Source organism: Desulfitobacterium dichloroeliminans LMG P-21439 (assembly GCF_000243135.2).
Taxonomy (GTDB): domain Bacteria; phylum Bacillota; class Desulfitobacteriia; order Desulfitobacteriales; family Desulfitobacteriaceae; genus Desulfitobacterium; species Desulfitobacterium dichloroeliminans.
Map to the genome: position 1 here is coordinate 2,052,504 of NC_019903.1, position 25,046 is coordinate 2,077,549.

A 25,046-nucleotide genomic window follows, 5' to 3' on the forward strand; every position below is an offset into this window, starting at 1 on the left:
AAAATCTTAAAAGGAGCTGCCGGAGTAATCCCCGGCAGCCTTATCATTTTAGCATGCTATTTTTGTCTATTCTAAGACGGGACTGAAATTAGAATCGAACATAATGCCGTTTATTCTTTCATAACTATTGATATTAAAATTTACTTTACCGGCATAATCATCGAGATAAATATAGCCTTCTATATTTTCATTGTTTTTTGTTGAGATTTCGAAATTTGCATCGCGCATAGATTTCTCATTAAAGGTAGCATTGAAGGAGAATGTCTCCATTTGATTGGCTGAATCAGCAAACTCAGGTTTATAGACTTCTTTGTAGTTCCCAGTAATGGTGTTCGTATCAATCTGAGTAAGCTCTAAGATTCTCTCTCCGGTCTTCACAAACTTACCCTCTTTTTCGATGATGATGTCATTTTTGAAGGTGCCCACGAACTTTTGAGGGTTGTTGACTTCATCATGGGCATTGGCATACTGTTTAACAACTTCCTTACCGGTCAAATCCGGTTTAGCTACGACGGTGGAATTGACATCCTTAATGGTGCCCAGAATTTCAATCGTAATATCATGATTTTGACCATCAGCATCTTTTCCGGTGACAATAGCCGTGCCGAGGATACTCTCTAAAGCACCATCTTCCCTAACCTGAGCTGACCCTGTCACTTCTTTTACTGCAATATCTTGGGTGAGATGGGGCCAACTACTATTTTGATTTCTACCATCAAATTGCTGCTTTAAAAAAAGAGATGATACAGCATTGACTAGAGCCGGAATCTGCATCTCGGAGAGTGACCCTGATAAGACTTTGGTTCCGTCAGGGTTTTCGTTGACGATCACATGATCCTTCAGACTCCCAACCACGGCATCGATGATTCGTTCTATATCGGCTGCTTCTTCCTCAGCAAAGGGATCATCGGGAAGGATGTGTTCGCGTTCTTTATTGTATTCCGTTACATAGACTTTATCATTTCTCTGATCGAAGTTTATGCTTGTTTTACTGTCGTTATAATTATAGTAGGTGCTGATCTTTCCTGATTCTTCATTTGTATTATTGCTCTCTTGGGCATTTTGAAGTCGATCAACCTTATTCACAGAGTTACTGGAGACCATCACCTGGCCGTTATTCTTGATTATTGTAGTCATTTCCATGGTGTAGTTATCGTATTCACCGCTGGCTTTGGCAGAGACAGTTTTAACACTGTCCTTTAACTGCTCATACCCACTTTTACTAGTGATATCGGCAAATGCTGTGGTAGCGAATAATAACGTTCCTACCGTAAAGCTAGCAATAATCGCCGTTTTCTTCTTCATCTTCACTTACTTCACTCCTTCAAATTATAGGAAGCTTCCTTAATTCTATTCTAACCTTAGGGTCTTGATTTTCCGTAAACAGATTCTAAATAAAGTATAAACTAAGTATTGAAATAAATAAACTTCACCCCATGAATGTACTCAATGAAATAGTACTATGGAAAAAGCCGGGGTGAGCCCGGCTAAATTTGGAAACGATAGCGTATAACATTTGCTTTGACTAACGCTCTATAGAAGATAATAAGCAGAGGAGCCATGAATACACCAAGGATCCCCATCACCTTAAAGCCTATCCAGATTGAGATTAAAGTTGCCAAGGGTCCAAGTCCAATTCTTTCGCCGAGAATTTTCGGTTCAACAATCTTGCGCAACACGGTGATGATAATAAAGAGGAGCACAAGTCCGATGCCACGGAAAATATCGCCTTGCGTAATCCAAAACAATCCCCAGGGCACTAAAACAGAGCCCGTGCCCAGAATGGGAAGAATATCAACAATCACAATTAAAAAAGCTAGTACAAGTGCATAGCGCACATCTAAGAAAATTAGACCGCCCAGACTCACTATATAGGTGAAGGTACTTAGAATGACTTGAGCTTTAAGAAACCCAACCGTGGCGTTGCGTAAGTCGGAAAGTACGGCAATGGCTTTAGGCTTAGACTTCTCTTTAAAATAAGAGAAAAAGCGTTGATTGATTTGGCTTAGATTGAGATTAATCATATAGAGAGCAATGAAGAAAATGAGTAAGGTGAAGAAAAAGTTAGGAATCGATGCCGTAATCAAAAGGGTTTGAGCACCCAAACTAGAGATCAGATTGAGATTGGATAATTGATTGACAAATCCCGTAAACGTTTGATTGATTTGCAAACCAATTTCAGGCGGAAAAACTAAGATAAAATCATTAATCTGTTGCAAAAAGTCGATAATCCACACTTGAATATTGGGGAGATTCCTTTGGATAAACTTTATAAGTTCAAAGGCTTCCGTAACAATTTTGGCAATAAGAAAGTAGGAAAGAAATAACGCGACTCCTAAGAACACAAAATATGATACATTAGAGGCAAGGGTTCGGTTAATCTTCAAGTATTTCATGAGCTTTTGATTAAAAGGTTCCAAAAGCAAGGCCGTTAGTAACGCTAGGATAAATGGAGCAAAATAAGGCAGGAGGTAATAGGTCAGCAATGGTATCAAAATAAAGGCGATGATGATTAGAAGCGTTACCGCGACTTTCTTAGCATATTCTTTCATGAAGGGGTACTCTCTCCGATCCGCGAATTATTTGGTTATTACTCATTTTATGGTATATCTTTTCCTTTTGCAATAAAATAACATGAAACCCTAGGAATTGGAGGTAAGCCACTCTTTATGTCGAATGTATTTTGGAAGGCTGTACTATGTGTATATCACTTTTATGAGGAGTAATGTATGATCATCGAAATAAACAATCTTAATATCACCCAAATTAAAAATCCGGAGTTCTCTCACTATGCACAAATTTATGCTCGAGTCTATGATCACTTTATCGAACAAATTAAACAAACAGGCATGGAATTAGACGTTAATATTGTAGAAGAGACACACCAGAAGCTACAAAACTTAAGGGAACTGCAGACGAAGTTTAGAAATAACGATAAAAGCATCGTCAATAATTGGATCTCTTCGGCCTGCGAGACCTGTCAGAAGGGCATGGGAACAGTTACCTTCTATATCTCTCTCATGTGCCACCGCAATTGCTATTTTTGCTTTAACCCCAATCAAGAGGATTACGAACATTATACTCATCACAAAAGAAACCCTGCCGAAGAGCTCTCGCAAATGCTCAAGCAAGGCCAGAAGTTCACACATATCGCCTTAACCGGTGGGGAGCCTCTCCTTCATAAGAATGAAATGCTGGAGTTCTTCAGATTAGCTCAAGAAATGACCCCCAAGACCCATACCCGCCTTTATACCTCCGGAGACTTTCTTGACCGAGAAATCCTCCAGGACCTCAAAGAAGCTGGTCTGAAAGAAATCCGTTTCAGTATAAAAATGGAAGATCCCGAACCCTTCAAGCAAGAAGTCTATGAACGTATTGCCCTGAGCAAGGAACTCATCCCCGCTGTCATGGTCGAAATGCCTGTCTTGCCAGGAAGTTTAAAGGAAATGAAAGATGTTCTTCTGGAATTGGATCGCATCGGAATTGCGGGTATCAACTTGCTAGAGCTTTGCTTTCCTTTTCATAACGCGGAAGAATTTATTAAGCGGGGCTTCAAGATTAAGAATCCTCCATTTAAAGTCCTCTATGACTATTGGTATGCCGGGGGTCTCCCCATCTCCCGAAGTGAACTGGAATGCTTGGAATTAATGGAATTCGCCCTGAATCGGCAACTAAAAATTGGGGTCCATTACTGTTCCTTAGAAAACAAACAGACAGGGCAAATCTATCAGCAAAATTATGGACACAAGGTCTCTCCTCTCATGCTCTTCTCCCCAAGAGATTATTTCTTTAAATCTGCTAAAGTCTTTGGCGAGGATATAGAAAAAGTCAAGAAGGTTTTTAAAAAGAAGAAAATAACAGAATACCAAATCAATCAAGATTATAATTTCCTCGAGTTCCAGGTCAGCCACATCAAGCAACTCAAGGACTTGGATTTAGAAATCGGGATTTCCTCGAATATCATGGAGCATCGCGAGGATGGCAATTATATGCGCGAGCTTAAGATTGATTTAGCCTATCCTGAGGATTTTGACGTAAGAAACGATATTTAAAAAAAAACTTAATCAACAAAACTCGGTAAATGACGCGAAGGATCTTACAAAAAAAGAAGGGCGAGCCCAAAACAAATTGGGCACCCTTCTTTACTTTTATGCTTTCGTTTTTTTGCTATGTCTTAAATCATTATACCCTTTATGCCCCTTGCGTTCTTTATGCTCGTTATGCTCAACTTGTTCCTTTTGCTTCGAGAGGAACACTTTTCCATGAGTCAAATTATGTAAGGGAATGGATATTTTTAATGTGTTTTCAATCTTCGTGATGAAATGTTTTTCATTTTCCGTCGCAAGTGAGATCGCTACCCCACTTTGCCCTGCACGGCCGGTTCTTCCTACGCGATGTAAATAGAGATGGGGATCTTCCGGTAAATCCAGATTAAAAATATGGGTGATGTTCTTAATATCAAGTCCCCTTGCTGCTAAATCGGAGGCCACAAGCAGGTTCGTCTTACCGTTACGAAAGTTCTCCATAGCCTGTCGCCGTTTATCCTTATCGGCAGATCCCGATATCGCTTCCGCCTCTAACCCATGATACTTAAGCCTTTCTACGGTTTTCTCAATTTCTTCACTTTTATTAATAAAAATTAAAGCGCGGGTCGGCTCAAGATGACGAATCAACTTTCGCAACAGCTCAAGTTTGTCCCGTTGCTCACAGAGAAAATACTGATGAGCAATCGTAGGGGTCACCGTCGCTTTCTCCGTCACTCGAAGGATTGCCGGATCCTTCAGAAAGTCGGCTGCTTGCTTGACGGTTTCTGGCGGTACAGTCGCTGAAAACAAAAGCACCTGACGATCTTTGAGGGTAGTTTTAAGTACGGCTTTCACCGTTTGTAAGTTCTTCTCATCAAGTAAACGATCTGCTTCATCAAGCACAATAGTTTTAATAGTCTGTGAGGATATCTTTTTTTTCTGAATCAGTTCTAAAATTCGTCCTGCTGAACCGACGATAATTTGCGGCTTCTCTTTGAGCTTTTCTATTTGTCGGGTGATATTGACGTTACCGATAACGGCTGCCGAAGTAATCGTTCCGCCTAAATGTTCTGCTAAACTTTGGATTTGACGTTGGACTTGTAAGGCAAGTTCGTGGGTAGGGGTAAGGATCAGGGCTTGATTTTCTTTTTTAAGCAGATCAATTTTCTGGATAATCGGCAGAAGATACGCTAGCGTCTTACCTGAACCTGTTTCAGCTTGGCCAACCACATCCTGATTATTGAGGATGAGCGGAATCGCTTCTTGCTGTATTTTTGTAGGTTCAATTATCTTCTCTTTTTGAAGGGCATCAACAAGCAGTGAATGAACCCCTAATTGGACAAAGGACTGTGCAGTTTCCATAGTTGTTACACCCTCTCCTTTTTTACTTACTCTCATGATTACCGAAATGGTTTGACTCATTATAGCCTGTTTTCAGCTATATGCCAAACTGGACACAGGGAAAGATTAATCGAATTCGGTACACTGGTCATACTGCTCATACTTGTCATACTGTCTCCTCGGTTGGTACCGTGGGCCTAGCTATCCTAATGCGGCTGGCGACAATTAAGTTTAGAACTGCGATGAAAGCTCCGGCAAAGAAAACAAATTCATAGCCCCATAGATTCCAGATCATGCCACCAATCCACGGTATGAACATGGCGAGAGCGTGATCCAAGGTAGTTCCCATGGCTAAAGATGGCGAAATATCACTGGGTTCCACTGCTATTCTGCGTAAATAAGTTGCTCTGGCCATGGTAGAGGCCATCAGCATCTGATCGACAACATAACAGGCAAAGATGAAAATGATGGCCAGCTCTCCTTTGCCGATTCCTTCAAAGAAAGCTTTGGAAACTCCATAACCGATACAAACAAAAATGAGAATAATGGCTTCACTTGCCAAGACAAATCTTTCCCCATACTTATCGATTAAATAGCCAACAAAAGGCTTAAAGAAGATGCTCAGACCAGCGATGATGAAGCCCAGCATGGCAAATGTACTTACCCCTTGGTTAAATATCTTGATGAGCACCCATGGAGCAAAGGTGAGAAATATCTGCTTGCGGGCTCCATATAAGATGTTCAAGACATAAAAAAGCGAATACTCCTTCTTAAAGATCAGCTTATATCCTTTTGTCTTTGTTGGTTTATGAGGATTCATCCGCATCAGTAGAATCCCAGCTAAGATGAAAGTAATAGCTCCGATTAAAAAAATCAGTTGATAGTTCACTTGGACTTTCTTGAAGATTAAGGCGAAACTCAAGTTAGCAACAAGAAAAATTAAGGTATTTGCTCCGTTGATCTGTCCAAGCTTTTTACCCATATTGGCTTCATCAGAAAGGCTCATGACAATACTGTTGGAAATGGGCATATAGAGATGCTGACCCATACTGTAGAGCAAAAGCCATATCACCATTGTATTAAAGTCACCGGCTAAATAGCCCATCCCGAACATTCCAAAAGCAGCAAGAGCGTTTGCTACGACGGCGATTCGGATGTCACCCAGAAACAGCAAAAGTGTTGAAACAAAAACAACAGCAAATCCAGGAAACTCACGGGGTATTTCCAGCAAAGTTCTTTGGGAAACGGTCAAGTGAAAGCTATCATTCAAGAAATTGTTAAAAAACGAAGTATCGATACTCTGGGTGATACCCAAAAGTGCACTGATCAATAAAAATAAAGTAAAATCCCTCTTCTGCATCCCTGTCCTCTTCTCTTTGTGCGTTATCCTTTTATGATCTCGTGATGAATAAAGTTTTGTCTTGGTCGAGTAGGCTCATAGGTCACTATAGTTCACTCTTTGCTATGACCATCTTTATAGCCATCCAATCGACTTCTTCAGGCAAAGTGTCTTTAATGGGGCGCAATTTTTCGGTTCCCACATGAGTGATGGCATTCAAAATCAGTTCTTCCTGCCCAACAGGAACAAAATCGCTCCAGTGAATCGGCTGACCTTCTTTGAACGCCCGGACTATGTGCTCTTGAATGGTCACCAGCTTAAAATTACGCACTCTGCATATTTCTTCGAGGTCTTTCCCCTCTTGGTATAATTGGTAAGTAACTAAATGGCTGGGAACTTTACTTTCTTTTTCTGTGCTGCCGCTGTCAGCCTTAGACTGGCTTGGAGTCGATTCCCAGGGCAGTGATTCCCTATGCAGATGATTCGAAGATATTTCCACCGGTTGCTTCATCTGAGTAGACTCACTGGGGTCCTTCAGAGAAGATTCATTGGGATTCTTCAGAGTAGACTCATTGAGATTCTTCACCAAATAATCCTGAATACCGATCAGGAAGATATCACCGTATTTTTCCAGCTTGCGTTCCCCTACTCCACCAAGGCGAAGAAAGGCGGAGCGGCTCTGCGGGCAAGAATTTGCCATTTCCCTTAGGGTGCTATCCGCAAAAATCATATAAGGTGGTAGACCTTCCTTGCCTGCCACTTCCTTGCGCAATAGACGTAAATGCTCAAACAAGGTGAGCCGTTCTTCTTCCAGTACCTTCACTTTGCGGGACACCTTTTGCCAGACCTGCTCATCCCCTTTAAGAACTGGTACAGCATTTTTTCCTAGTTTTACGACCGGATAATCCCCTGTAGAAAGCCGTAAATAATCTTCCGAAATCAGATAATTAATCTGGTCTCTAATCTCTTGAACCTTGCGCTCTCTCATCAATCCGTAGGTGCTTAATTGATCAAAGCGCAGTTCATGGACTTTCTTATTGCTGGAACCTTTGAGGACATCGGCAACCAGATTAATCCCGAATCGTTCGCGCATGCGGGCTATGCAGGAGAGAATTTTCTGGGCATCGACTGTAATATCGACAAGTTCCCGATCATCTGTGCAATTGCCACAATTCCCACATTCCTCTGGGACATTTGTTTCACCAAAATATTCAAGAATTTCTTTGCGCAGGCAACGAGTGGTATGGCAATAAGCGGACATCTCCTGAAGCTTTTTGTGTTCATTGGCTTTTCGCTCAGGGTTAAAGGTCGAGTTGTCGATCATATAACGTTGCAGCACTACATCTTGAGGGGAAAATAATAAAATACACGCAGCAGGTTCCCCATCTCGTCCTGCTCTGCCCGCTTCCTGGTAGTATGCCTCCATATTCTTGGGCATGTTGTAATGAATAACAAAACGCACATTGGATTTATCAATCCCCATACCAAAGGCGTTGGTAGCCACCATAAGGGGCGCCTTATCATAAAGAAACGCTTCTTGTGATTTCTGTCGGTCTTGATCATTCATCCCCGCATGATACTTACCCACAGAGAGTCCCTTTCCCTTTAAATGAGTCTGCAACTGATCTACCTCTTTACGAGTAGCAGCATAAATGATTCCCGACTCCCGATGATGTTCGAGACAATAGTTGGCGAGTAAAACCTTTTTGTTCTCCCCACGGAGGGTGGTAAAGCTCAAATTAGGACGATCAAAACCGGTCACGAAGACATTGGGGTTCCTCAACTTTAATAAACGAACAATATCTTCCTTAACTTCTTGGGTGGCCGTCGCCGTAAAAGCTCCTATGAGTGGTCGCTTGGGCAGTGACTCCACAAAAGCCCCAATGCCTCGATAACTGGGTCGAAAATCGTGTCCCCACTGGGAGACGCAGTGAGCTTCATCCACAGCTATAAAGGAGATGCTTAAAGATTCTAACAAAACCAGAAAGCTCTCTGTCTCTAATCGCTCCGGTGCAACATAAAGCAGTTTATATTCCCCACTACGAGCTTTATTAATCCTCGTTCGCGCTTCATTGATGGATAGAGAGCTATTGATAAAGGTAGCCGGGACTCCTGCATCATCAAGAGCATCCACCTGATCCTTCATTAAGGAGATGAGCGGGGAAATAACCAGAGTTACCCCTGAAAAAAGCAACGCGGGAATCTGATAGGCTAAGGATTTGCCGGCACCGGTAGGCATAATAGCAACTGTATCCTTAGCTTCCAGCAGGCTTTGGATAACCTTCTGTTGACCCGGCCGAAATTGTGCATAACCAAAATATCGTTTTAGTTCTGCTAAAGCTTGGTCCATCATCGTCGCGAGTCCCCTACAGAAAATGATGTTTCGGCTTTAATCTTCTGGCAGATGTCAAAGAGGTTAGTAATATCATTGGTATAATAATCTACCCCTGTGTAGTCCTTGACTATTTCGTTAACCGGATAACCCCCGGCAATAATTTTAACTTGATCGCGTAAGCCAGCTTCTGAAAGTAGATCCACTACCCTTTTTACTGCACTAATGCAAAACGACAACAAGACACTAATCCCTATCACAGGCGCTTTTGTCTCGTTAACTGCGCGAACAAAAGCTTCAGGAGATACATCCACCCCTAAGTCGATGACCCGGAACCCGGAGGATTTCAACATATAATGGATAATGTTTTTACCTAAATCATGAATATCGCCCTCGATGGTTCCCAGAATAATCGTCATCCCGTTAGCCGGAACCTCAGAGGTAATCAGTGGCTCAAGGATGACCATAACTTCTCTCAATATTTCTTCAGACATGATGAGATCGGATAGGTAATACTCCCCGTTACAATAACGTTGACCGACTATTTCGACTCCCAGTTGGCATATCTCAACAACTTTTAAGGGGGAGTCCCCTTCGCTTAGGTGTCGTTGAACTAGGGCGATGGTTTTCTCTTCATCCAGATCGGCCAGCGCATTTAACAATTCGTCATCCAAGATTCATCCCTCCATGATTATCCTTTCTCAGCCATCCATCATATCCGGTTAATTGGTAACGGTCGCCACGATAAATAGATTTACTCCAACCGACGGGCTTATTTTCCAGATCAAATAGTGTTTCTTCAACGACAAAAACAGGGGCATTACTCCCTATACCAAGTATTGATGCCTCTTCCTTAGTCGTTATTGAAACCTGCAAAATCTTCTTCGTGCTCACAGGCAATACATCATTGTTGGCGGTGACTAATCCCGAAAGCGTCGGGTCCATTAGATTCGTTTCCAAGATGGGTTTGCTTTTCGTATAAATGATGTATTTGCGTTCATAAGCGAGACGCTCATCCTCAGCGGATAATACGGTGCGGAAATAGAGCAAACGCGTATTGGGATTATCTAATTGAAAAATTTTCAATAACCTCTCATCCGCTCGTACGATATGAGCACCTAACAAATTGGTACTGAGCTTTAAGCCAAAGTCCTTGATCTCTTGATTAAAATTATTCAACTCAAATACGACATTGTTTAATTTGGGCGAAGAAACAAAGGTCCCCTTGCCCTGCTGGGAATGGACCATTCCCGCTGAAGTAAGTTCCGAAATGGCCCGCCGAACTGTCATGCGGCTAATCTCAAAAAGGCCAGCGATTTCTGTCTCCGTGGGTAAGGCCTCACCCGGTTTGAGTTCTCCGCTGAGGATTTGTCCCTCCAAGAGCTTGGCAAGCTGATAGTAAATAGGGATCACTGAATTTTTATCTATGGATTGTTCTTCAATCATCATTGAACACCTTGCTTTAATTCGTTATGTAAAGTCTATCATATAAAATATTCGGGATAATTAGTTCTAATCCCTTTTTTAAACTTCAGAATAAAAATCAGCCTTTCGCTTAGCGCTGAACCCACCACCAGAGATAAAGATAAGCTAAAGCATCGAGCTCTTCCCACTGGCCCTTAAGAAGAGCTTCATCCCCTACAGGGGGACCATAATCCTCGGTTATCTTTTCCCAAGGCAGACAAGTACCTGGGGGCGGATTGGGAATCCCTATAACATCTGACATATTACCCCTCCTTTTTTTGTCCAAGGCATTTCGTGCTTAGTAGACCCCATATTTCCTAGTGGTCTCGATCAACGCTATGACATTTTCCGCCTTCACATCGGTTTGCATGATACCCGCTGTATCGATAATAAAACCACCGTCTGCAGCATAATCATGTAAGAGTCGTTTGACATATTCTCTGACCTGTTCAGGTGAGCCATAGGCCATCAGCGAGTTTGGAACGTTGCCACTGATACAGAACCTCGAGCCAAGTATCCTCTTGACTTGCTGGGAATCTGTCTGGTCCATATGGAAAACAATACTTCTCTCCGGCAATTCAAGAATTCTTTCCAGATAGGGAGTCCAATTTCCTTCGGCATAAAACATGGTGCGTTTCCCTTGGTTCCAAAGGCCCTCAATCACTTTCTTCAAGGAGGGCCAATAGAAGGTATTCCATTCATGGGGGTTTAGAAAAGGATAGCTCCCTCGATGTAGCGGTAAAAAAACTGGAAGTACCCGATCTCCTTCTGAGGTTGCCAGTCCATAATAAATATTATGAGCGATGAGCACCTCTAACGCTGCGAGAACCTTTTCCGGGCGTTTTCGCAAATCCTTCATAATCCCTCGCAGACCACGGAGGGTATCCCCTAAAGTGTCAAAGGGCGCTTTCACCATCCCCGTGACACTCATAGGCATGCCATAATTCTTTGCCCAGTGAGTTACCGCCTGCTGGTTTTTGTTGTTCGCTATAACCATACCCGCTGACCCTTTAATGAGCGCCAGATTGGCCCGGAAAGAACCTGGGTCAGAAAACTCCGTATGAATACGCGGCAAAAAGGTATCCAGAATCCATTGCGTCGGATTTTCAATAAAAGCATCATAATCCTCTGGTACCATATATTCTTGCTCAACAAATTGAAACTGTTGATTAGGAGAAAGTTGACGGCCGGCAAATTTTAAGTATTTTGCTCCGACTGCATCATGCAAAGCGCCCCACCATAAGCTCGGTCCACCCATGGTCACATCTACATCAAAATCCGTTAGAATCTTATCAGCAGCCTCGATATTTCGGTCCAAATCATAATAGATTTCTTGAAGCTCTATCCCTGCATACTTGGCCATAAATTCACTCAACTGTAAACGGATGGGTACCTTATCCGGCTTTTTGCCCTGCATCGCATCAAGGTAACGGGTTAACCTTTCTTGATACAAGATTTCCTTGGTCTTACTACTTTTTGAGCTACTTTCCATAGGACCCCCCTCGCCAGCAAAGGCTGTTCTATTATCTCAAGAATAATGAACAGCCTTTGCTTTAACCTATTGATACTTTGAACTATTTGGCGACCTCTCCCGCCTTAGTATTTTCTTTGGCTACCGAGAGCATCAGTTTAATCCGATTGAGTTGGTTCACTTCACTAGCGCCGGGATCATAGTCAATCACAGTAATATTAGCACTGGGGTAAGCTTTACGCAAGGAACGAATCATTCCCTTGCCAATGATGTGGTTAGGCAAGCAACCAAAGGGCTGCAAGCAGGCGATATTCATGACACCGGTGTGCAAGAGTTCGACCATTTCTCCAGTCAAATACCAGCCCTCACCGGTCTGATTAGCTAAGGAGATATGCTCTTCGGCGCAGCGAGCAATCTCTTGAATGGTGCTGGGAGGAGTAAAACGCTTACTTCCCGCGAGGGCTTTGCGCACATCCTTCCGGTAGTGTTCCATAAGCTTAACCGATAACATGCCATTAAACATAGCTTTAAAACTGCCCGATAACACATCGAATTTGATTTTGTGGCAATAAGCACAGTATAGTAAGAATCCCATGAGATCCGGCTGTATCACTTCAGCCCCCTCAGCCTCCAAGAGCTCCACGAGGTTATTATTTGCTGTGGGATGGTATTTGACGAGAATCTCGCCGACAATCCCCACTTTGGGTTTGACCATTCCTTCATGGATTTCCAGTTCATCAAAGTCTTTGACCAGCTTATACACGTTCCCTTTGATTTCTTTTGTGTTCCCCCGCCTTAAGGCGACTTGGCATTTCTCCACCCAATGATCATAGAGGGCATTAGCGGAACCGGGTACCTTTTCATAAGGGCGGACACGATGGAGAACATTCATGAGCAAGTCTCCATAAACAACTCCCCAAAGAAGATCAGGAAGCATCTTCGCCGTAATCTTAAAGCCGGGGTTGGCCTCTAGTCCTGAGGCATTCAAAGAGATAACCGGTACTTGCTCCATACCTATATCCTTCAACGCCTTCCGAATGAAGGCAATATAATTGGTGGCACGACACCCACCGCCTGTCTGAGAGATAAGCACCGCTGTCCGATTCAAATCATATTTTCCGGATTTCAAGGCTTCAATCAGTTGCCCGACCACGATAATGGTAGGATAACAGGCATCATTATGAACATGCTTGAGACCTTCATCAATGGCGCCTCGGTCTACTGAAGGCAAGACCTCTAAATTATATCCCGCTTTCTCGAAGCCCGTCCTTAAAAATTGGAATTGATGAGGGGCCATCTGAGGCGCAATGATGGTGTAATTTTTCTTCATCTCTTCGCTAAAAACAACACGATCTTCAGCATCATAAAGTTTTTCAGGAATGAAATTCTGTTTATCTCGCTCCTGGACAGCCGCTAATAAAGAACGAATACGGATTCTCGCTGCTCCCAGATTCGTGATTTCATCAATCTTCAATACTGTATAAATCTTACCATACTGTTCGAGGATTTCCTTGACCTGATCAATCGTTACTGCATCTAAGCCACAACCAAAGGAGTTTAACTGAATCAACTCCAGATTAGGTTGTTCGGCAACGAATTGGGCGGCAGCATAGAGCCGAGTATGGTACATCCACTGATCAACTACGCGTAGAGGGCGTTCGGGGTTAGTGATATGACGAATAGCGTCTTCAGAGATTACCGCGAGACCAAAGCCTTGCAGAAGTTCGGGAATGCCATGATGAATCTCCGGATCAATGTGATAGGGACGACCCCCTAAAACAATGCCCTTGATACCATGGGTATCAATATAGCGAAGAGCTTCTTCACCTTTTTGGCGAACATCGCTCATATAATGCTCTAATTCCCCATAAGCCTTGTCCATGGCCTGAGTAATTTCCTGTGCAGTCAAAGCCTCAGCCTTAGCCAGCTCCTCAATAAGGCGTTTTCTCATGTGCTTAGGACTGTCAATGGGTAGGAAAGGTTGATAGAAAGTAATGTTTTCCGACTCAAGAATATCCATATTAGCCCGGATGGTTTCCGGATAGGACGTAACAATAGGGCAGTTGAAATGATTATTAGATTCAGGGTCTTCTTTAATATTATAGGGAATGGACGGATAGAAAATCTTCTTAACCCCTTTTTTCACCAAATCTGAAATATGCCCGTGGACGAGCTTGGCCGGGAAACATTCAGATTCAGAAGGAATGGTATCGATTCCTGTTTCGTAGAGCTTTTTCGTTGAACGCCCAGATAAAACCACTCGATAGCCTAATTCCGTGAAGAAGGTAAACCAGAAAGGATAATCCTCATAAATATTGAGGACACGGGGTATTCCCATGATCCCTCGCGAAGCTTCATCCTTAGCTAAGGACTTATAATTAAATACTCGCTTGTATTTGTAATCGTACAGGTTGGGTAGGTCATTTTCGACTTTTTCTTGTCCGGCACCACGCTCACAACGGTTGCCGGAAATAAAAGTCTCACCATTAGAAAAATGCTTGAGGGTAAGTTGGCAATTATTCCCACATAAACCACAGCGCTTCATCGTCGTTTCCGTGGCAAAGGCCTGAAGTTGATCAGCTTGCAGTAGGTGAGTCACATACTCCTTAGTAAAACGCTCTTTAGCAATAAGGGCTGCCCCAAAAGCTCCCATGATTCCGGCAATATCCGGGCGGACGACATGACGACCCAGGAGCTTTTCCAGGGAACGCAACACAGCATCGTTGTAGAAGGTTCCTCCTTGAACAACAATTTTGTCCCCTAATTCCTCTGTATTGTGCAGACGGATGACCTTAAATAAAGCATTCTTAATAACCGACATGGAAATACCCGCAGAAATATCACTGACCGTTGCCCCTTCTTTTTGGGCCTGCTTCACCTTTGAATTCATGAATACGGTGCAGCGAGTGCCCAGGTCTACAGCCTTCTGGGATTGTAGCCCGATGCGAGCAAATTCCCTCACATCCATATTCAGGGAATTTGCAAAGGTTTCCACAAAGGATCCGCACCCGGAAGAACAAGCCTCATTAAGCATGATCGAATCAATCACACCATTTTTAATGACCAGGCTCTTCATATCTTGACCGCCAATATCCAAGACAAAATTAACTCCGGGCAGGAAAAAATCAGCGGCTTTGGCATGCGCCACAGTCTCTATTTCACCAATATCCACCTTGAGAGCAGTCTTAATCAGCTGTTCACCATAGCCAGTTACAGTGGAATTTCGTATCTTGATATCTGGATTCAATCTTGCATACATGTCTTTAAGGGCATCAATGGTTGATTCTAAGGGACTGCCCATATTACTTCCATAGTAGGAATAGAGCAAGCCTCCCTCTTCATCAATGAGAGAAACCTTTGTCGTGGTCGATCCTGCATCAATTCCCAGGTAGGCATTACCTGAATAATGACTGGGATCAGTGCGATTCACTTTATGGAGAGCATGTCTCTCCTTAAATGCCATATATTCTTCCTCATCAATAAAGAGAGGCTCAGCGTTGGATTCTTCATCATGAATGATGTTGTTGAGATAAGGTGCCTTATCATACATGACTTGTGAATAAAATGGCTGCTCAGTTTGCGAGGCTAAGGCGGCACCAATAGCCACAAAATATTGTGCATCTTCGGGGAAAATAGCATAATCCCCTTCCAGCTTCAGGGTTTCTACAAATCGTTTGCGTAGCTCGGATAGGAAGTACAACGGCCCACCCAGAAAAGCAACTCTGCCACGAATGGGGCGACCTTGAGCTAGGGCTGTGATGGTCTGATTGACTACAGCTTGGAGAACCGAAACAGCTACATCTTCTTTAGCGGCACCTTCATTTAATAAAGGCTGAACATCAGATTTAGCAAAAACACCGCATCGGGAGGCAATGGGATAAACGGTTTTGTAGTCTTTAGCCAGCTCATTTAAGCCTTCTGCATCCACTTGCAGCAGCGCAGCCATCTGGTCAATAAAGGCCCCTGTGCCTCCGGCGCAGGTGCCGTTCATTCTTTGTTCAATTGATTCGCCAAAATAGGTGATTTTGGCATCTTCTCCCCCCAGTTCGATAGCAACATCCGTCTGGGGTATCAGCTTTTTAACAGCTGTGGTTCCGGCAATAACCTCTTGAACGAACGGAATCTCTAACTTTTTAGCTAAATTAAAACCACCTGAACCAGCAATCATCATGGTGATGAGTTGTCCATTCGTTATTGACTTTGCATCTTCTAGCATCGAAAGAACTGTATCTTTGATATTCGAAAAGTGCCTCAAATATTGTTTATAGACAATGCCTTGTTCAGGACTGAGAATAACCATTTTAACAGTCGTAGAACCCACATCGAGCCCAACATTGAGCACCTTGGCCATTCATTTTCCTCCTATCCAATCAATTCGAAGCAATATATATACTGTATATATACTATAACATAACACTAGACAATTAATGAGTTGTCAGAATATATCTGCGTCATATAGATTAGGGTATTCCGGGATTAATAGTTATCACAGGAGAATATTCCCAATAAAATTTTGGGGCTTCTGGACAATATTATAATAGTAATATATGAAATGTATTGTGATTCGAGACACACTTGAGAAAGGTTTTACAGTTGTTATATTCGTATAATAATTCTACATAAAATCTAGATTTCCTTTACTTAAGCTATGTGTTAAGGAAAACACTACGGCACAAAAAAAGAACCAGATTGTGCAGTAGTCGTCTGCAACAATCTGGTTTCTTCTTATAGCCTAGCCATTATCGGCAATTTACACCCAGCGCAGTCCAGGTCTTAATTCCTACAATGCCATCCTGTGCTAGTCCTTTACTCTTTTGGAAGGCAATCACCGCCGCTTGCGTCTTGGATCCAAAAATTCCGTCAATGCCACCCGGGCTAAAACCTTGAGCTGCTAAAAGGGTCTGTAGCTCTCTAACAGCTGGTCCGCGGGATCCCATCCGCAAGGTGGGGCAAGGTTGCGTTGGCGGTGGTGGTGGGGTCATACAATTGACACCCAATGCCGTCCATGTTTGAACACCGACGATGCCATCCACTAGTAACCCCCTGCTCCTTTGGAAAGCGATAACAGCGGCTTCTGTCTTAGGTCCGAAGATACCGTCAATCGCTCCCGGACTAAAGCCATGGGATGTAAGCAGTTGTTGCAGGCGAACAACATCAGGTCCCCTAGATCCTTGACGTAGTGTGGGACACGGACTTGGTGGCGGTGGTGGTGGGGTCATACAATTGACACCCAATGCCGTCCATGTTTGAACACCGACGATGCCATCCACTAATAACCCCCTGCTCCTTTGGAAAGCGATAACAGCGGCTTCTGTCTTAGGTCCGAAGATACCGTCAATCGCTCCCGGACTAAAGCCATGGGATGTAAGCAGTTGTTGCAGGCGAACCACATCAGGTCCCGTAGATCCTTGACGCAAGGTGGGGCAAGGTTGCGTTGGCGGTGGAGTCATGCAGTTTACTCCCAAAGCCGTCCAGGTCTGAACACCTACAATACCATCGACTACTAAACCCCTGCTTTGTTGGAAGGCGATGACTGCTGCTTGCGTTCTCGGTCCAAAAATTCCATCGATAGCTCCCGGGCTAAAGCCGTGAGAAGTAAGAAGTTGTTGTAAATGTACTACTGAAGGGCCTTGAGAACCCTGTCTCAGAACGGGGCAAGGGTTGGGTTGCGCACCCATTTGCCCATCCATGGGCATTTGCGAATTCATAGGATAAGCTTGAGTTGGAACACAAATTACTTGACCTGGGAAAAGACACATTGGATCACTGATTTGCGGATTTAACATGAGAAGCTCTTCGACAGTGGTATTGAACATGCATGCAATGTCAAAAAGAGTTTCCCCAGGTTTGACCACATAATTCATAGCTACACCCCTTTCCATAGATTTTCCGTATATCCTATGCAAAAGACTCCGGAATGCTATTGGAAAAGGGCTAACAGCAAGAGAAATTTGGTTAGCTCTCTTGGGCCTGAAGTGAATCGAGATGGCGATGTAAGCGCTTTAGCACCCGCTGGAACTGAAAGGAATGCAGCGCTGAAATATTGATAATTCGCGCCACGTAACCCATCACTCTCCCATGGGGCTCTAAATTTATGGAATAGCTAACCTTAGTATTACCGTTTGCTAATTCCTCAAGATCCCACCAACTCTCTCCTAGAACTACCCCTTGGTAATAGCGGATGTCAACACGATGAGGAAAATTCAAGGCTGTGGTTTCACAACGAAACCATCCCCCTGAAGCCCACACTTCAATCTTAGCGTGAAGATGGTCGCGTGTTTGTTCCAAGATGCGAACCCGAAATTCTCCAGGCCACCAGCTTTTATAACCTGGAATGTCTGCAAGTATCGAATAGACCTTTTGCGGAGGATAAGGATATTCATAGGAATCCCTGGCCTGTATTCTACTCATTCTTTAGTCGATCCTTCCTGCACGTTGCTTTCATCATGAGGGTTCTCGAGCAGCTCTGGTGTCTTAGTTTTTTGACTAAGTATAAAAATTGTCACCCCAATTCCAATTCCACTAAGCAGAATACGCACCCAGAGAAGCTCAATCAAAAAAACCATGGAAGCTGTCATGGACAACCAAAGGAGGGTGATGGAAAGTAGTTTGGCGTGTAATGGGATGCCCTTATCCTCATAATAATCCTTTAGATAGGGTCCCAGCCATGGATTCTCCATAAGCCGCTTGTGGTGCTTTTCAGAACTTCTCATATAGCAGGCACCCGCCAATAAAACAAAGGGAGTGGTGGGAATAATGGGTAAAAATATCCCGATGACGCCAAGTACAACACTCAGGGTCCCCACCCCTATCAATATTGATTTCAGCATAGAATTCCCATCACTCCCACTCTTTCCAAATCTCCGGTAGATAACCCACCGTAGCTTTCTTGCCATTACGAACGATAGGAGTAACATAGAGCTTGGGGTGCGCAAGGAGAAGCTCTTCTCGAATCTCAGCACTGCGGATCTGATCAAGGTTTAAGGCTTTGTATTCTTTAACCTGCTTATTGATTAGATCATTCAAGGGGACAGAGGCTTTGACACTTTGTAATTCACCTTTACTTAAGGTTTTTTCATTGAGATCGATAAACTGAAACTTAATGTTTCGTTCCTTAAAATATCGCTCCGCCTTTTTAGTATCAAAGCATTTTTTAACGCCAAAGATTTGTATATTCAAAGGACTTCCTCCTTACTCAAGTCGAAGTTGCAATTTTATATCCACCAAGTACAATGCTTCTGAAGCATACGTATTAAAAATACCATAGTTTATCCGTTAAAAAAAGGCCTTTCCTGACATGTTTCCATGGTCGAGGAAAGGCCTTGCGGTCGCTTATGCTCTTCTTAATTCATTCCCTTGGTGGATGATCTTCTGCATATTATCTTGGAGACTGGAAGAGAATATCGTTTCCAACCAAGTAAAATAATTTCTTATAACGACTTGGTCCTCCTGACAAAGCTCCATATAAGCTACTAACGACATGTATTCGGTTTCATAAAGCAGTGAAGCGATAAAAATCTCCGCAAAAATTTCTTCCCATTCCTCTGGGCTCTTGGAATAATCATCAAATATTTTCTGATACATGTTCAAAAATCCCGGAGGCATCACCAAAACGTCCTCGGTTAGAACATAATGGAGAATGTGACTCAAAGCATGGAGAATAGGGATAAGGGAATCCTCCCCTGCCTTACCGGGTTGAAAGATGCCTAGACAATGGAGCCGAGGTATAATCATAAGGTTTCCTTCTTTTGCTTTTAACCCAAAGTCCAACAAAGGTACGAGAAGAGGGTCTTTCGTGATGCTATGAAAGAATATGGGATACTCCTCTTTGATAAGGGCTAAAGCTAAGCTCACCTCATGGCTTGGTCCAGTTATTTTTGCCCAGGGGGCTTGTCGCAACCCGGAGCTTCCTTGGTCTGCAAGGGATAAAACTTTTAGCAATTCCAGTACTTCTCCGGTAAAGTTTGCAAAACGGATATCTTCAGGGAGGCTGCCCAAGACATAACATACCCAAAAGGCTAAAGCATCTTCAGGCGGAATAAGAGTATACAAGCAACGCGCGTGATAATGCTTAAATCGGATATCATCTGCAGTTTGGCGAAGATATACAATCAATTGTTGTAAGGAATGTTTATCTGCCTTGGCAAATTGATCTATGACCTGCTGAAGAAGCTCCACAGCCTCATCAGGGTAACGTAAATTTCTAAACTTTTTCTGATAGACCAAGGGTTGTTCAGCTCGTGCACCGCTGCGCGGCATCTTGCTTTGAAGAAGCATCTTTAATCACCCCAATTTCAGGTTTTGTAAAGAAAACCCGGCTCCGCCGTGCCCCAAACTTATTGTTCAAGTAAGACGGAACCGCTGGTTGCCCTAATACTTTCTACCTATAAAAGCTTCTATGCTTTCTTATAGTGTGATTAAGAGTTTCGCTGGGACAAGCTGATTCTCCTTGGTAAATATTGTCTATTATTTCATCTATTCAGAAGATAATGGAGTTTCTTTGCTTTCATCTTTGTACAAAAAGATAACCGCTTTGAAGAGATCTCCATCCACTTCAATGGCAAAGCTTCCTTTTTGTATCTCAATCAAGCTTTGCACGATGGAGAGCCCCAATCCGCTTCCTTGACTCGTTCTTGATTCATCTCCTCGTTTAAACCGTTCCATCAACTCCGTGGCAGATATATTAAGTTCATAGGCTGAGATGTTCTTGATCGTCAATCTGACGCCCGGACCCGCTTCCGCAAGATCGACATATACTCGCGAACCCTCTTGGGCATATTTGAAAATATTGGAGAAGAGATTCTCGATAGATCGCCACAAGAGCCGTCCATCAGCTTTGATCCACATTTTTTCTCGGGGGTAACTCAATTTAAAATCTAACCTGCGTTCTTGGATTTTTTCATCTAATTCTCCTAAACCTTGCGTCAAAAGCGAGACGATATCAATTCTCTCAAAGGTTACAGGAATATCTCCACTGGAGGCCTTGGCGGCTTCAAAAAGATCATCGGTCAACACCTTTAGGCGCTGTGATTTTTGATCGAGAATCTCCACATATTCCTTGATTTTCTCTGGATCCTCTTCCATCTTTAATAAATCTACATAGGTGATGATAGATGTTAAAGGGGTTCGAATATCATGGGATACATTGGTAATCAATTCCGTTTTCAATCGTTCACTTTTGATCTCATTTTCTACAGCCTTGTTAAGTCCATCAGTTATGGAATTGATATCATCGGCGAGTCGAGCAAGCTCCCCCGTTCCCGTGATATCGATCTTCTGAGTAAGCTCACCTTCCTTAACTCGCTTGACCCCTTCTTTAATGGCCTTAAATTCTTTGACTTTCTTATAGGACAACCAAACCGCCACCCCGATGGTGATGGGGAACATGAAGAAGGTCAAAGCGACACAGGCAGGGTATCCAATAGCAATAATAGCCGTCTTAACGCCCAGACTCCCACTATCATAAATAGCTTTAAGTCCGGAAAATAGCTTATGAAATACCGTATAGATTAACGTGTGCTTGAGTAAGGTTCTATTCTTCAAGTGCTTAACCAAGGATAAGACAAAGAACAGTCCCAAGGCCGCGATGCCAAACGTTATGAAGTTAAATATCTCTGCACCTAATCTATCACGGTACAGCTCGATACCGAGAGCAATCCATAGGGTAATTAAGCCAAGGCAAATCAAACTAGTGATATCGTTATAGATTCGCTCCAAAGGATAGAAGTGAACTTCTTGGTCCTCACGAGAATTTCTACCCCAGATAAAAATCAGATAAATAAAGGTGATAATAAAACCTGCTCCAAACACAGCCATCCGGTTAAAGGCCTGACTAGCAACCTCTTTATCACTCTGCCAGTCGATAATACGTGGGTTTAAAAAATCCTCGGTGAAGCCCACATACAACGCATCAGGGTAATCCTGGGAGTAATAATCTGGAGTAAGCCAATAGAAATGAGGATTAGCTTCGATCTCCCGCGGAAAAACCTCCCGGGTATAACCATCGAAAATGATTGAAGCAGGATACGAGGTGTACCCTTCGATAAGATGGGTCTCATTATTAGAGAATTCAAAATCCCCATCTTTCACAAAATACTTTAATCCTTCATACTCATTGAGCCGTTGCAAAATAGAATGATATTCATAGAGATCCTCTTGAATCATGCGTGCTTTCAGTTCGGCGATTTCATTGGGATAGGCTTCTTGGAAAACGCGATAGTTTTCCGCTTCCGACTGGTTAGGATTATATTTTTCTGAGCGGTCCCGGAACTCCCAGAAGAGATTATCTGATTTATTCCTTAGGTCATCTTCTGAGATATCCCCGCCTGCTAGGATATGCTCTTCATTTTTATATTGGCTGAGATGTCTTAGATCGTCAATAATGCTACTACTATCTTGAATGAAGCTCTCGCTCTGGTAATAGCTTTTCTCTAAGGAAACGTCAAAGTTGCTGCGATTAATGATGACAAGAGCTTGAGTTACTGTTTGCGTAAAACAGAACACCATAAGGATAAAAGCCAGTACCTTTACAAGAGGTGAATGGCTAAAGCTTTTCGATTTTATATCCAATTCCCCACACCACCTTCAAATATTTGGGCTCCTTCGGATTGATTTCAATCTTTTCCCGAATCTTGCGAATATGAACGGCAACCGTATTTTCGGCACTGAAAGCTGTTTCATTCCAGACGTTTTCGTAGATTTGATCAATGGAGAAAACTCTCCCCGCATTAGAGGTCAGTAGCATCAGGATCTTATACTGAACCGGAGTTAACTTGACTTCTTCATCATCTACGGTGACGCATTTGCTTTCGTCATCGATCACCAAACCACCGGACTGATAGATATTGGTTTGAGACTCCATGCTTCCTAAGGTCGTATATCTTCGTAGCTGAGATTTGACACGAGCGATTAATTCCAGAGGATTAAAGGGCTTGGTAATATAGTCATCTGCGCCCATGTTGAGACCCATGATTTTATCCGTATCTTCGGATTTAGCGGAAAGTATAATCACTGGAATATTTAGCTCCTCTCTGATTTTCATGGTAGCTCTGATCCCATCCATTTGAGGCATCATAATATCCATAATCACCAGATGAATCGTCTCTGCTTCGACAACCTCAAGGGCTTCAAGGCCATTAAAGGCTTTGTAGATTGTGTATCCTTCATGGGTTAAGTAGATTTTAATAGCTTCGACTATTTCTTTATCATCATCGCATACAAGAATGTTCATTTAGGGTACTCCTCTCACCAACTTCGTACAAATTGCATCACGCCCTTATTTATTACTTTAGAGCAATGATACCCTTTAATTCTTATTATTCTTCAGGCATAAATCTTAAGAAGTTCTTAAGGTTGATACTATATTAGAGCAACCCAAGCGTCAGGGAAGTCTTTTAGTCAAAATATGCTACTGTGGGTCCCAAAGGCCTACAGTAGCATATCCCAAAAACCACATCATATTAGGCATGTCAAATTCCCAAGCGCTTGGGAATTTGAAGTTGTAAGCAGCTTAAGGGGGTCCCCACTTCCAATTTGCCATACTCCGGTAACCCACAGATTCGGGCATTTTCTTGAGTAGCCAGGCGATAGATATCGTTCGTAGGAATCCCAGCGTCCTCCATCCAGCTCATTTCATCCAGGAAAGAACCGCCATGCGGAACAGCATAGGCACCTGCATCCGTGCCCATTCCTAACCGTATACCCATATCGTAGGCTTCTTTAACTCGTTTAAGATGGTCATTGAGTATTCGACGCAAATTATCCATTTCCGAACGAGAATATCTGCCTGAAGGATATTTTAAAAGATTACCTATAGGAGCAACCGTAGGTACCCAGGCAATCTCACCCTCTTTAACCTTCTTTAGGTGTGCAGAAGTCATATAATACCCATGTTCTATGGAATCCACTCCGGCGGCAATCGCTCTGGAGATTCCCTCTTCCCCGCTGGCATGAGCCATAACTAAGATTCCTCTTTTGTGAGCGGAATCCACTAAATTTCCGAGCTCCTTGATACTCCATTGAGCCGGTCCAACTTGTCCATAATGGCTAAAGGAAACAATTCCTGTCACAACTACTTTTAGCTGGTCTGCCCCTTGACGGAAGAACTCCTCTTTAAGTTGTTGCCAATCCTGCACATTTTGAAAACCACGACCGAGAAAACGCCCATACATGCCATGTCTGGTCACTGCTTCCCGTACCGAGACTACCTTAGGCCCTAGCCATTCCTGATTTTCAAGGCGCTGCTTAGCAGCCCAAGCAAAGCCGGGCAAATCTCCCCCATCGCGTATAGCAACAATACCTAACTCTAAATAATGACGTAAAACATCTTGAATACCCTTCTCGATCTGTGCGGAGTCCTGCCAGTTTTCAAGACATTGGAAAAAGTCGATACTGTCTAAAGCTAAATGCACATGAGTATCAATAAATCCCGGCATAATGGATAGGACTGCCAAGGAAGTTCTTCAGAAGAAGCATGGCACTCCAGAGAGACGGTAGCGGGGCAAAGAGAACTCACCTTGCCCTTCTCCCATTTCAAGTGAATCGGTCCATCAATTCTGCCTAATTCAGGTGTCCAATACCCAGACACCATTGCCGATCCCTGATCGGGTATTGCTAATATCTTCTTTTCTGCACTGCAGGAAATATACATTTCTGCTCCTTTTTACTTTATATCCTTGGTACGAGTAATAAGGGAAAAAGTCGAGGAGCCAATAGCCACTAGGCTATCGTTTTCATCGTACACATTGATGGTCCCTATAAAAAGCCGTTTTCCTGCTTTGACGAGATTGGCATAAGCATAGATATCTGAATCTACAACAGGCAAAAGATAATTCACCTTCAGTTCTACAGTAACCGCATAGTGATCAGGTCCGATCGTTTCATTAACTGCTACAGCCATAGCGGTATCGATGGCTGTAGCGATAATACCTCCATGCAGGCTTCCATGAACTTGTTTAAGATCATCTGTATTGTTAATCTTGACTCCTCGTTTACCTTGTTCATTCGTGATAATATCAATCCCTAAGTATCTCCATATATTACTAGTTCCTAGCACATCTAAACTTGCCATGTTTT

The 25,046-nt window shown here is 43.1% G+C and carries 19 protein-coding genes and 1 pseudogene; 1 reads left to right on the top strand and 19 read right to left on the bottom strand.

The genetic code is table 11. The features are described from left to right. Window positions 1-66 precede the first annotated feature (66 nt). Entirely contained in the window at window positions 67-1,311 is a 1,245-nt protein-coding gene (locus DESDI_RS09715) for a hypothetical protein (RefSeq protein WP_015262435.1), read from the bottom strand. 176 nt (window positions 1,312-1,487) lie between these two features. Then, window positions 1,488-2,552 (bottom strand): sporulation integral membrane protein YtvI, encoded by a 1,065-nt coding sequence (gene ytvI, locus DESDI_RS09720; RefSeq protein WP_015262436.1) that lies wholly within the window; start codon window positions 2,550-2,552, stop codon window positions 1,488-1,490. Between the two features lie 177 nt (window positions 2,553-2,729). Here ytvI and DESDI_RS09725 point away from each other — a divergent pair, with 177 nt between their 5' ends. Beyond that, a complete protein-coding gene (locus DESDI_RS09725) occupies window positions 2,730-4,052 on the top strand; it encodes a radical SAM protein (protein ID WP_015262437.1) in 1,323 nt (440 codons plus the stop codon). Between the two features lie 96 nt (window positions 4,053-4,148). On the opposite strand, the gene DESDI_RS09730 is transcribed toward DESDI_RS09725, so the two are convergent. The 17 genes and pseudogenes from DESDI_RS09730 to DESDI_RS09805 form a co-directional block, all read right to left on the bottom strand. After that, window positions 4,149-5,387: a DEAD/DEAH box helicase gene (locus DESDI_RS09730; RefSeq protein ID WP_083879866.1), complete on the bottom strand. Its 1,239-nt coding sequence runs from the start codon at window positions 5,385-5,387 to the stop codon at window positions 4,149-4,151. A 145-nt stretch (window positions 5,388-5,532) separates the two neighbouring features. Next, entirely contained in the window at window positions 5,533-6,726 is a 1,194-nt protein-coding gene (locus DESDI_RS09735) for an MFS transporter (protein WP_015262439.1), read from the bottom strand. An 85-nt stretch (window positions 6,727-6,811) separates the two neighbouring features. Beyond that, window positions 6,812-9,058: a DNA helicase RecQ gene (recQ, locus tag DESDI_RS09740; protein WP_015262440.1), complete on the bottom strand. Its 2,247-nt coding sequence runs from the start codon at window positions 9,056-9,058 to the stop codon at window positions 6,812-6,814. After that, window positions 9,055-9,711, bottom strand: coding sequence for a cobalamin B12-binding domain-containing protein (locus DESDI_RS09745; protein WP_015262441.1), 657 nt, complete (start codon window positions 9,709-9,711; stop codon window positions 9,055-9,057). Before DESDI_RS09745 ends, recQ begins: the two co-directional genes overlap by 4 nt. After that, on the bottom strand, window positions 9,704-10,483 hold the full coding sequence (locus DESDI_RS09750; RefSeq protein ID WP_041219392.1) for a GntR family transcriptional regulator: 780 nt from the start codon (window positions 10,481-10,483) through the stop codon (window positions 9,704-9,706). The genes DESDI_RS09745 and DESDI_RS09750 overlap by 8 nt, the downstream gene beginning before the upstream one ends. Before the next feature lie 109 nt (window positions 10,484-10,592). Continuing rightward, window positions 10,593-10,763, bottom strand: coding sequence for a hypothetical protein (locus tag DESDI_RS18085; RefSeq protein ID WP_015262443.1), 171 nt, complete (start codon window positions 10,761-10,763; stop codon window positions 10,593-10,595). 36 nt (window positions 10,764-10,799) lie between these two features. Then, window positions 10,800-11,993, bottom strand: a complete 1,194-nt coding sequence (locus DESDI_RS09755; RefSeq protein ID WP_015262444.1) for a uroporphyrinogen decarboxylase family protein — start codon at window positions 11,991-11,993, stop codon at window positions 10,800-10,802. Window positions 11,994-12,075: 82 nt separating this feature from the next. After that, entirely contained in the window at window positions 12,076-16,323 is a 4,248-nt protein-coding gene (locus DESDI_RS09760) for a 2-hydroxyacyl-CoA dehydratase (protein ID WP_015262445.1), read from the bottom strand. A gap of 388 nt (window positions 16,324-16,711) precedes the next feature. Then, a complete protein-coding gene (locus DESDI_RS09765) occupies window positions 16,712-17,854 on the bottom strand; it encodes a PGRP and LysM peptidoglycan-binding domain-containing protein (RefSeq protein ID WP_015262446.1) in 1,143 nt (380 codons plus the stop codon). Between the two features lie 73 nt (window positions 17,855-17,927). Continuing rightward, complete coding sequence (locus tag DESDI_RS09770) at window positions 17,928-18,383, bottom strand: type II toxin-antitoxin system RatA family toxin (RefSeq protein ID WP_015262447.1); 456 nt, start codon at window positions 18,381-18,383, stop codon at window positions 17,928-17,930. Then, on the bottom strand, window positions 18,380-18,802 hold the full coding sequence (locus DESDI_RS09775; protein ID WP_015262448.1) for a YbaN family protein: 423 nt from the start codon (window positions 18,800-18,802) through the stop codon (window positions 18,380-18,382). The genes DESDI_RS09770 and DESDI_RS09775 overlap by 4 nt, the downstream gene beginning before the upstream one ends. Before the next feature lie 10 nt (window positions 18,803-18,812). Continuing rightward, the gene (locus tag DESDI_RS09780; protein ID WP_015262449.1) at window positions 18,813-19,151 is read right to left on the bottom strand and encodes an arsenate reductase family protein; all 339 of its coding nucleotides are present in this window, start codon (window positions 19,149-19,151) and stop codon (window positions 18,813-18,815) included. A gap of 153 nt (window positions 19,152-19,304) precedes the next feature. Next, window positions 19,305-20,249: a hypothetical protein gene (locus DESDI_RS09785; protein ID WP_041219394.1), complete on the bottom strand. Its 945-nt coding sequence runs from the start codon at window positions 20,247-20,249 to the stop codon at window positions 19,305-19,307. Window positions 20,250-20,447: 198 nt separating this feature from the next. Then, window positions 20,448-22,541: a sensor histidine kinase gene (locus tag DESDI_RS09790; RefSeq protein ID WP_015262451.1), complete on the bottom strand. Its 2,094-nt coding sequence runs from the start codon at window positions 22,539-22,541 to the stop codon at window positions 20,448-20,450. After that, the gene (locus DESDI_RS09795; RefSeq protein ID WP_015262452.1) at window positions 22,516-23,202 is read right to left on the bottom strand and encodes a response regulator transcription factor; all 687 of its coding nucleotides are present in this window, start codon (window positions 23,200-23,202) and stop codon (window positions 22,516-22,518) included. The genes DESDI_RS09790 and DESDI_RS09795 overlap by 26 nt, the downstream gene beginning before the upstream one ends. A gap of 238 nt (window positions 23,203-23,440) precedes the next feature. Next, window positions 23,441-24,621, bottom strand: a pseudogene (locus DESDI_RS09800) (amidohydrolase family protein). 12 nt (window positions 24,622-24,633) lie between these two features. After that, the gene (locus tag DESDI_RS09805) at window positions 24,634-25,041 is read right to left on the bottom strand and encodes a PaaI family thioesterase (protein WP_015262455.1); all 408 of its coding nucleotides are present in this window, start codon (window positions 25,039-25,041) and stop codon (window positions 24,634-24,636) included. Window positions 25,042-25,046 lie beyond the last annotated feature (5 nt).

What these genes read in the sequence shown, in the direction of transcription:
- ytvI (WP_015262436.1), bottom strand. Translation starts at nt 2,552, where the DNA reads ATGAAAGAATATGCTAAGAAAGTCGCGGTAACGCTTCTAATCATCATC.
- DESDI_RS09725 (WP_015262437.1), top strand. Translation starts at nt 2,730, where the DNA reads ATGATCATCGAAATAAACAATCTTAATATCACCCAAATTAAAAATCCG.
- DESDI_RS09730 (WP_083879866.1), bottom strand. Translation starts at nt 5,387, where the DNA reads ATGGAAACTGCACAGTCCTTTGTCCAATTAGGGGTTCATTCACTGCTT.
- DESDI_RS09735 (WP_015262439.1), bottom strand. Translation starts at nt 6,726, where the DNA reads ATGCAGAAGAGGGATTTTACTTTATTTTTATTGATCAGTGCACTTTTG.
- recQ (WP_015262440.1), bottom strand. Translation starts at nt 9,058, where the DNA reads ATGATGGACCAAGCTTTAGCAGAACTAAAACGATATTTTGGTTATGCA.
- DESDI_RS09750 (WP_041219392.1), bottom strand. Translation starts at nt 10,483, where the DNA reads ATGATTGAAGAACAATCCATAGATAAAAATTCAGTGATCCCTATTTAC.
- DESDI_RS18085 (WP_015262443.1), bottom strand. Translation starts at nt 10,763, where the DNA reads ATGTCAGATGTTATAGGGATTCCCAATCCGCCCCCAGGTACTTGTCTG.
- DESDI_RS09755 (WP_015262444.1), bottom strand. Translation starts at nt 11,993, where the DNA reads ATGGAAAGTAGCTCAAAAAGTAGTAAGACCAAGGAAATCTTGTATCAA.
- DESDI_RS09760 (WP_015262445.1), bottom strand. Translation starts at nt 16,323, where the DNA reads ATGGCCAAGGTGCTCAATGTTGGGCTCGATGTGGGTTCTACGACTGTT.
- DESDI_RS09765 (WP_015262446.1), bottom strand. Translation starts at nt 17,854, where the DNA reads ATGGAAAGGGGTGTAGCTATGAATTATGTGGTCAAACCTGGGGAAACT.
- DESDI_RS09770 (WP_015262447.1), bottom strand. Translation starts at nt 18,383, where the DNA reads ATGAGTAGAATACAGGCCAGGGATTCCTATGAATATCCTTATCCTCCG.
- DESDI_RS09775 (WP_015262448.1), bottom strand. Translation starts at nt 18,802, where the DNA reads ATGCTGAAATCAATATTGATAGGGGTGGGGACCCTGAGTGTTGTACTT.
- DESDI_RS09785 (WP_041219394.1), bottom strand. Translation starts at nt 20,249, where the DNA reads ATGCTTCTTCAAAGCAAGATGCCGCGCAGCGGTGCACGAGCTGAACAA.
- DESDI_RS09795 (WP_015262452.1), bottom strand. Translation starts at nt 23,202, where the DNA reads ATGAACATTCTTGTATGCGATGATGATAAAGAAATAGTCGAAGCTATT.
- DESDI_RS09805 (WP_015262455.1), bottom strand. Translation starts at nt 25,041, where the DNA reads ATGGCAAGTTTAGATGTGCTAGGAACTAGTAATATATGGAGATACTTA.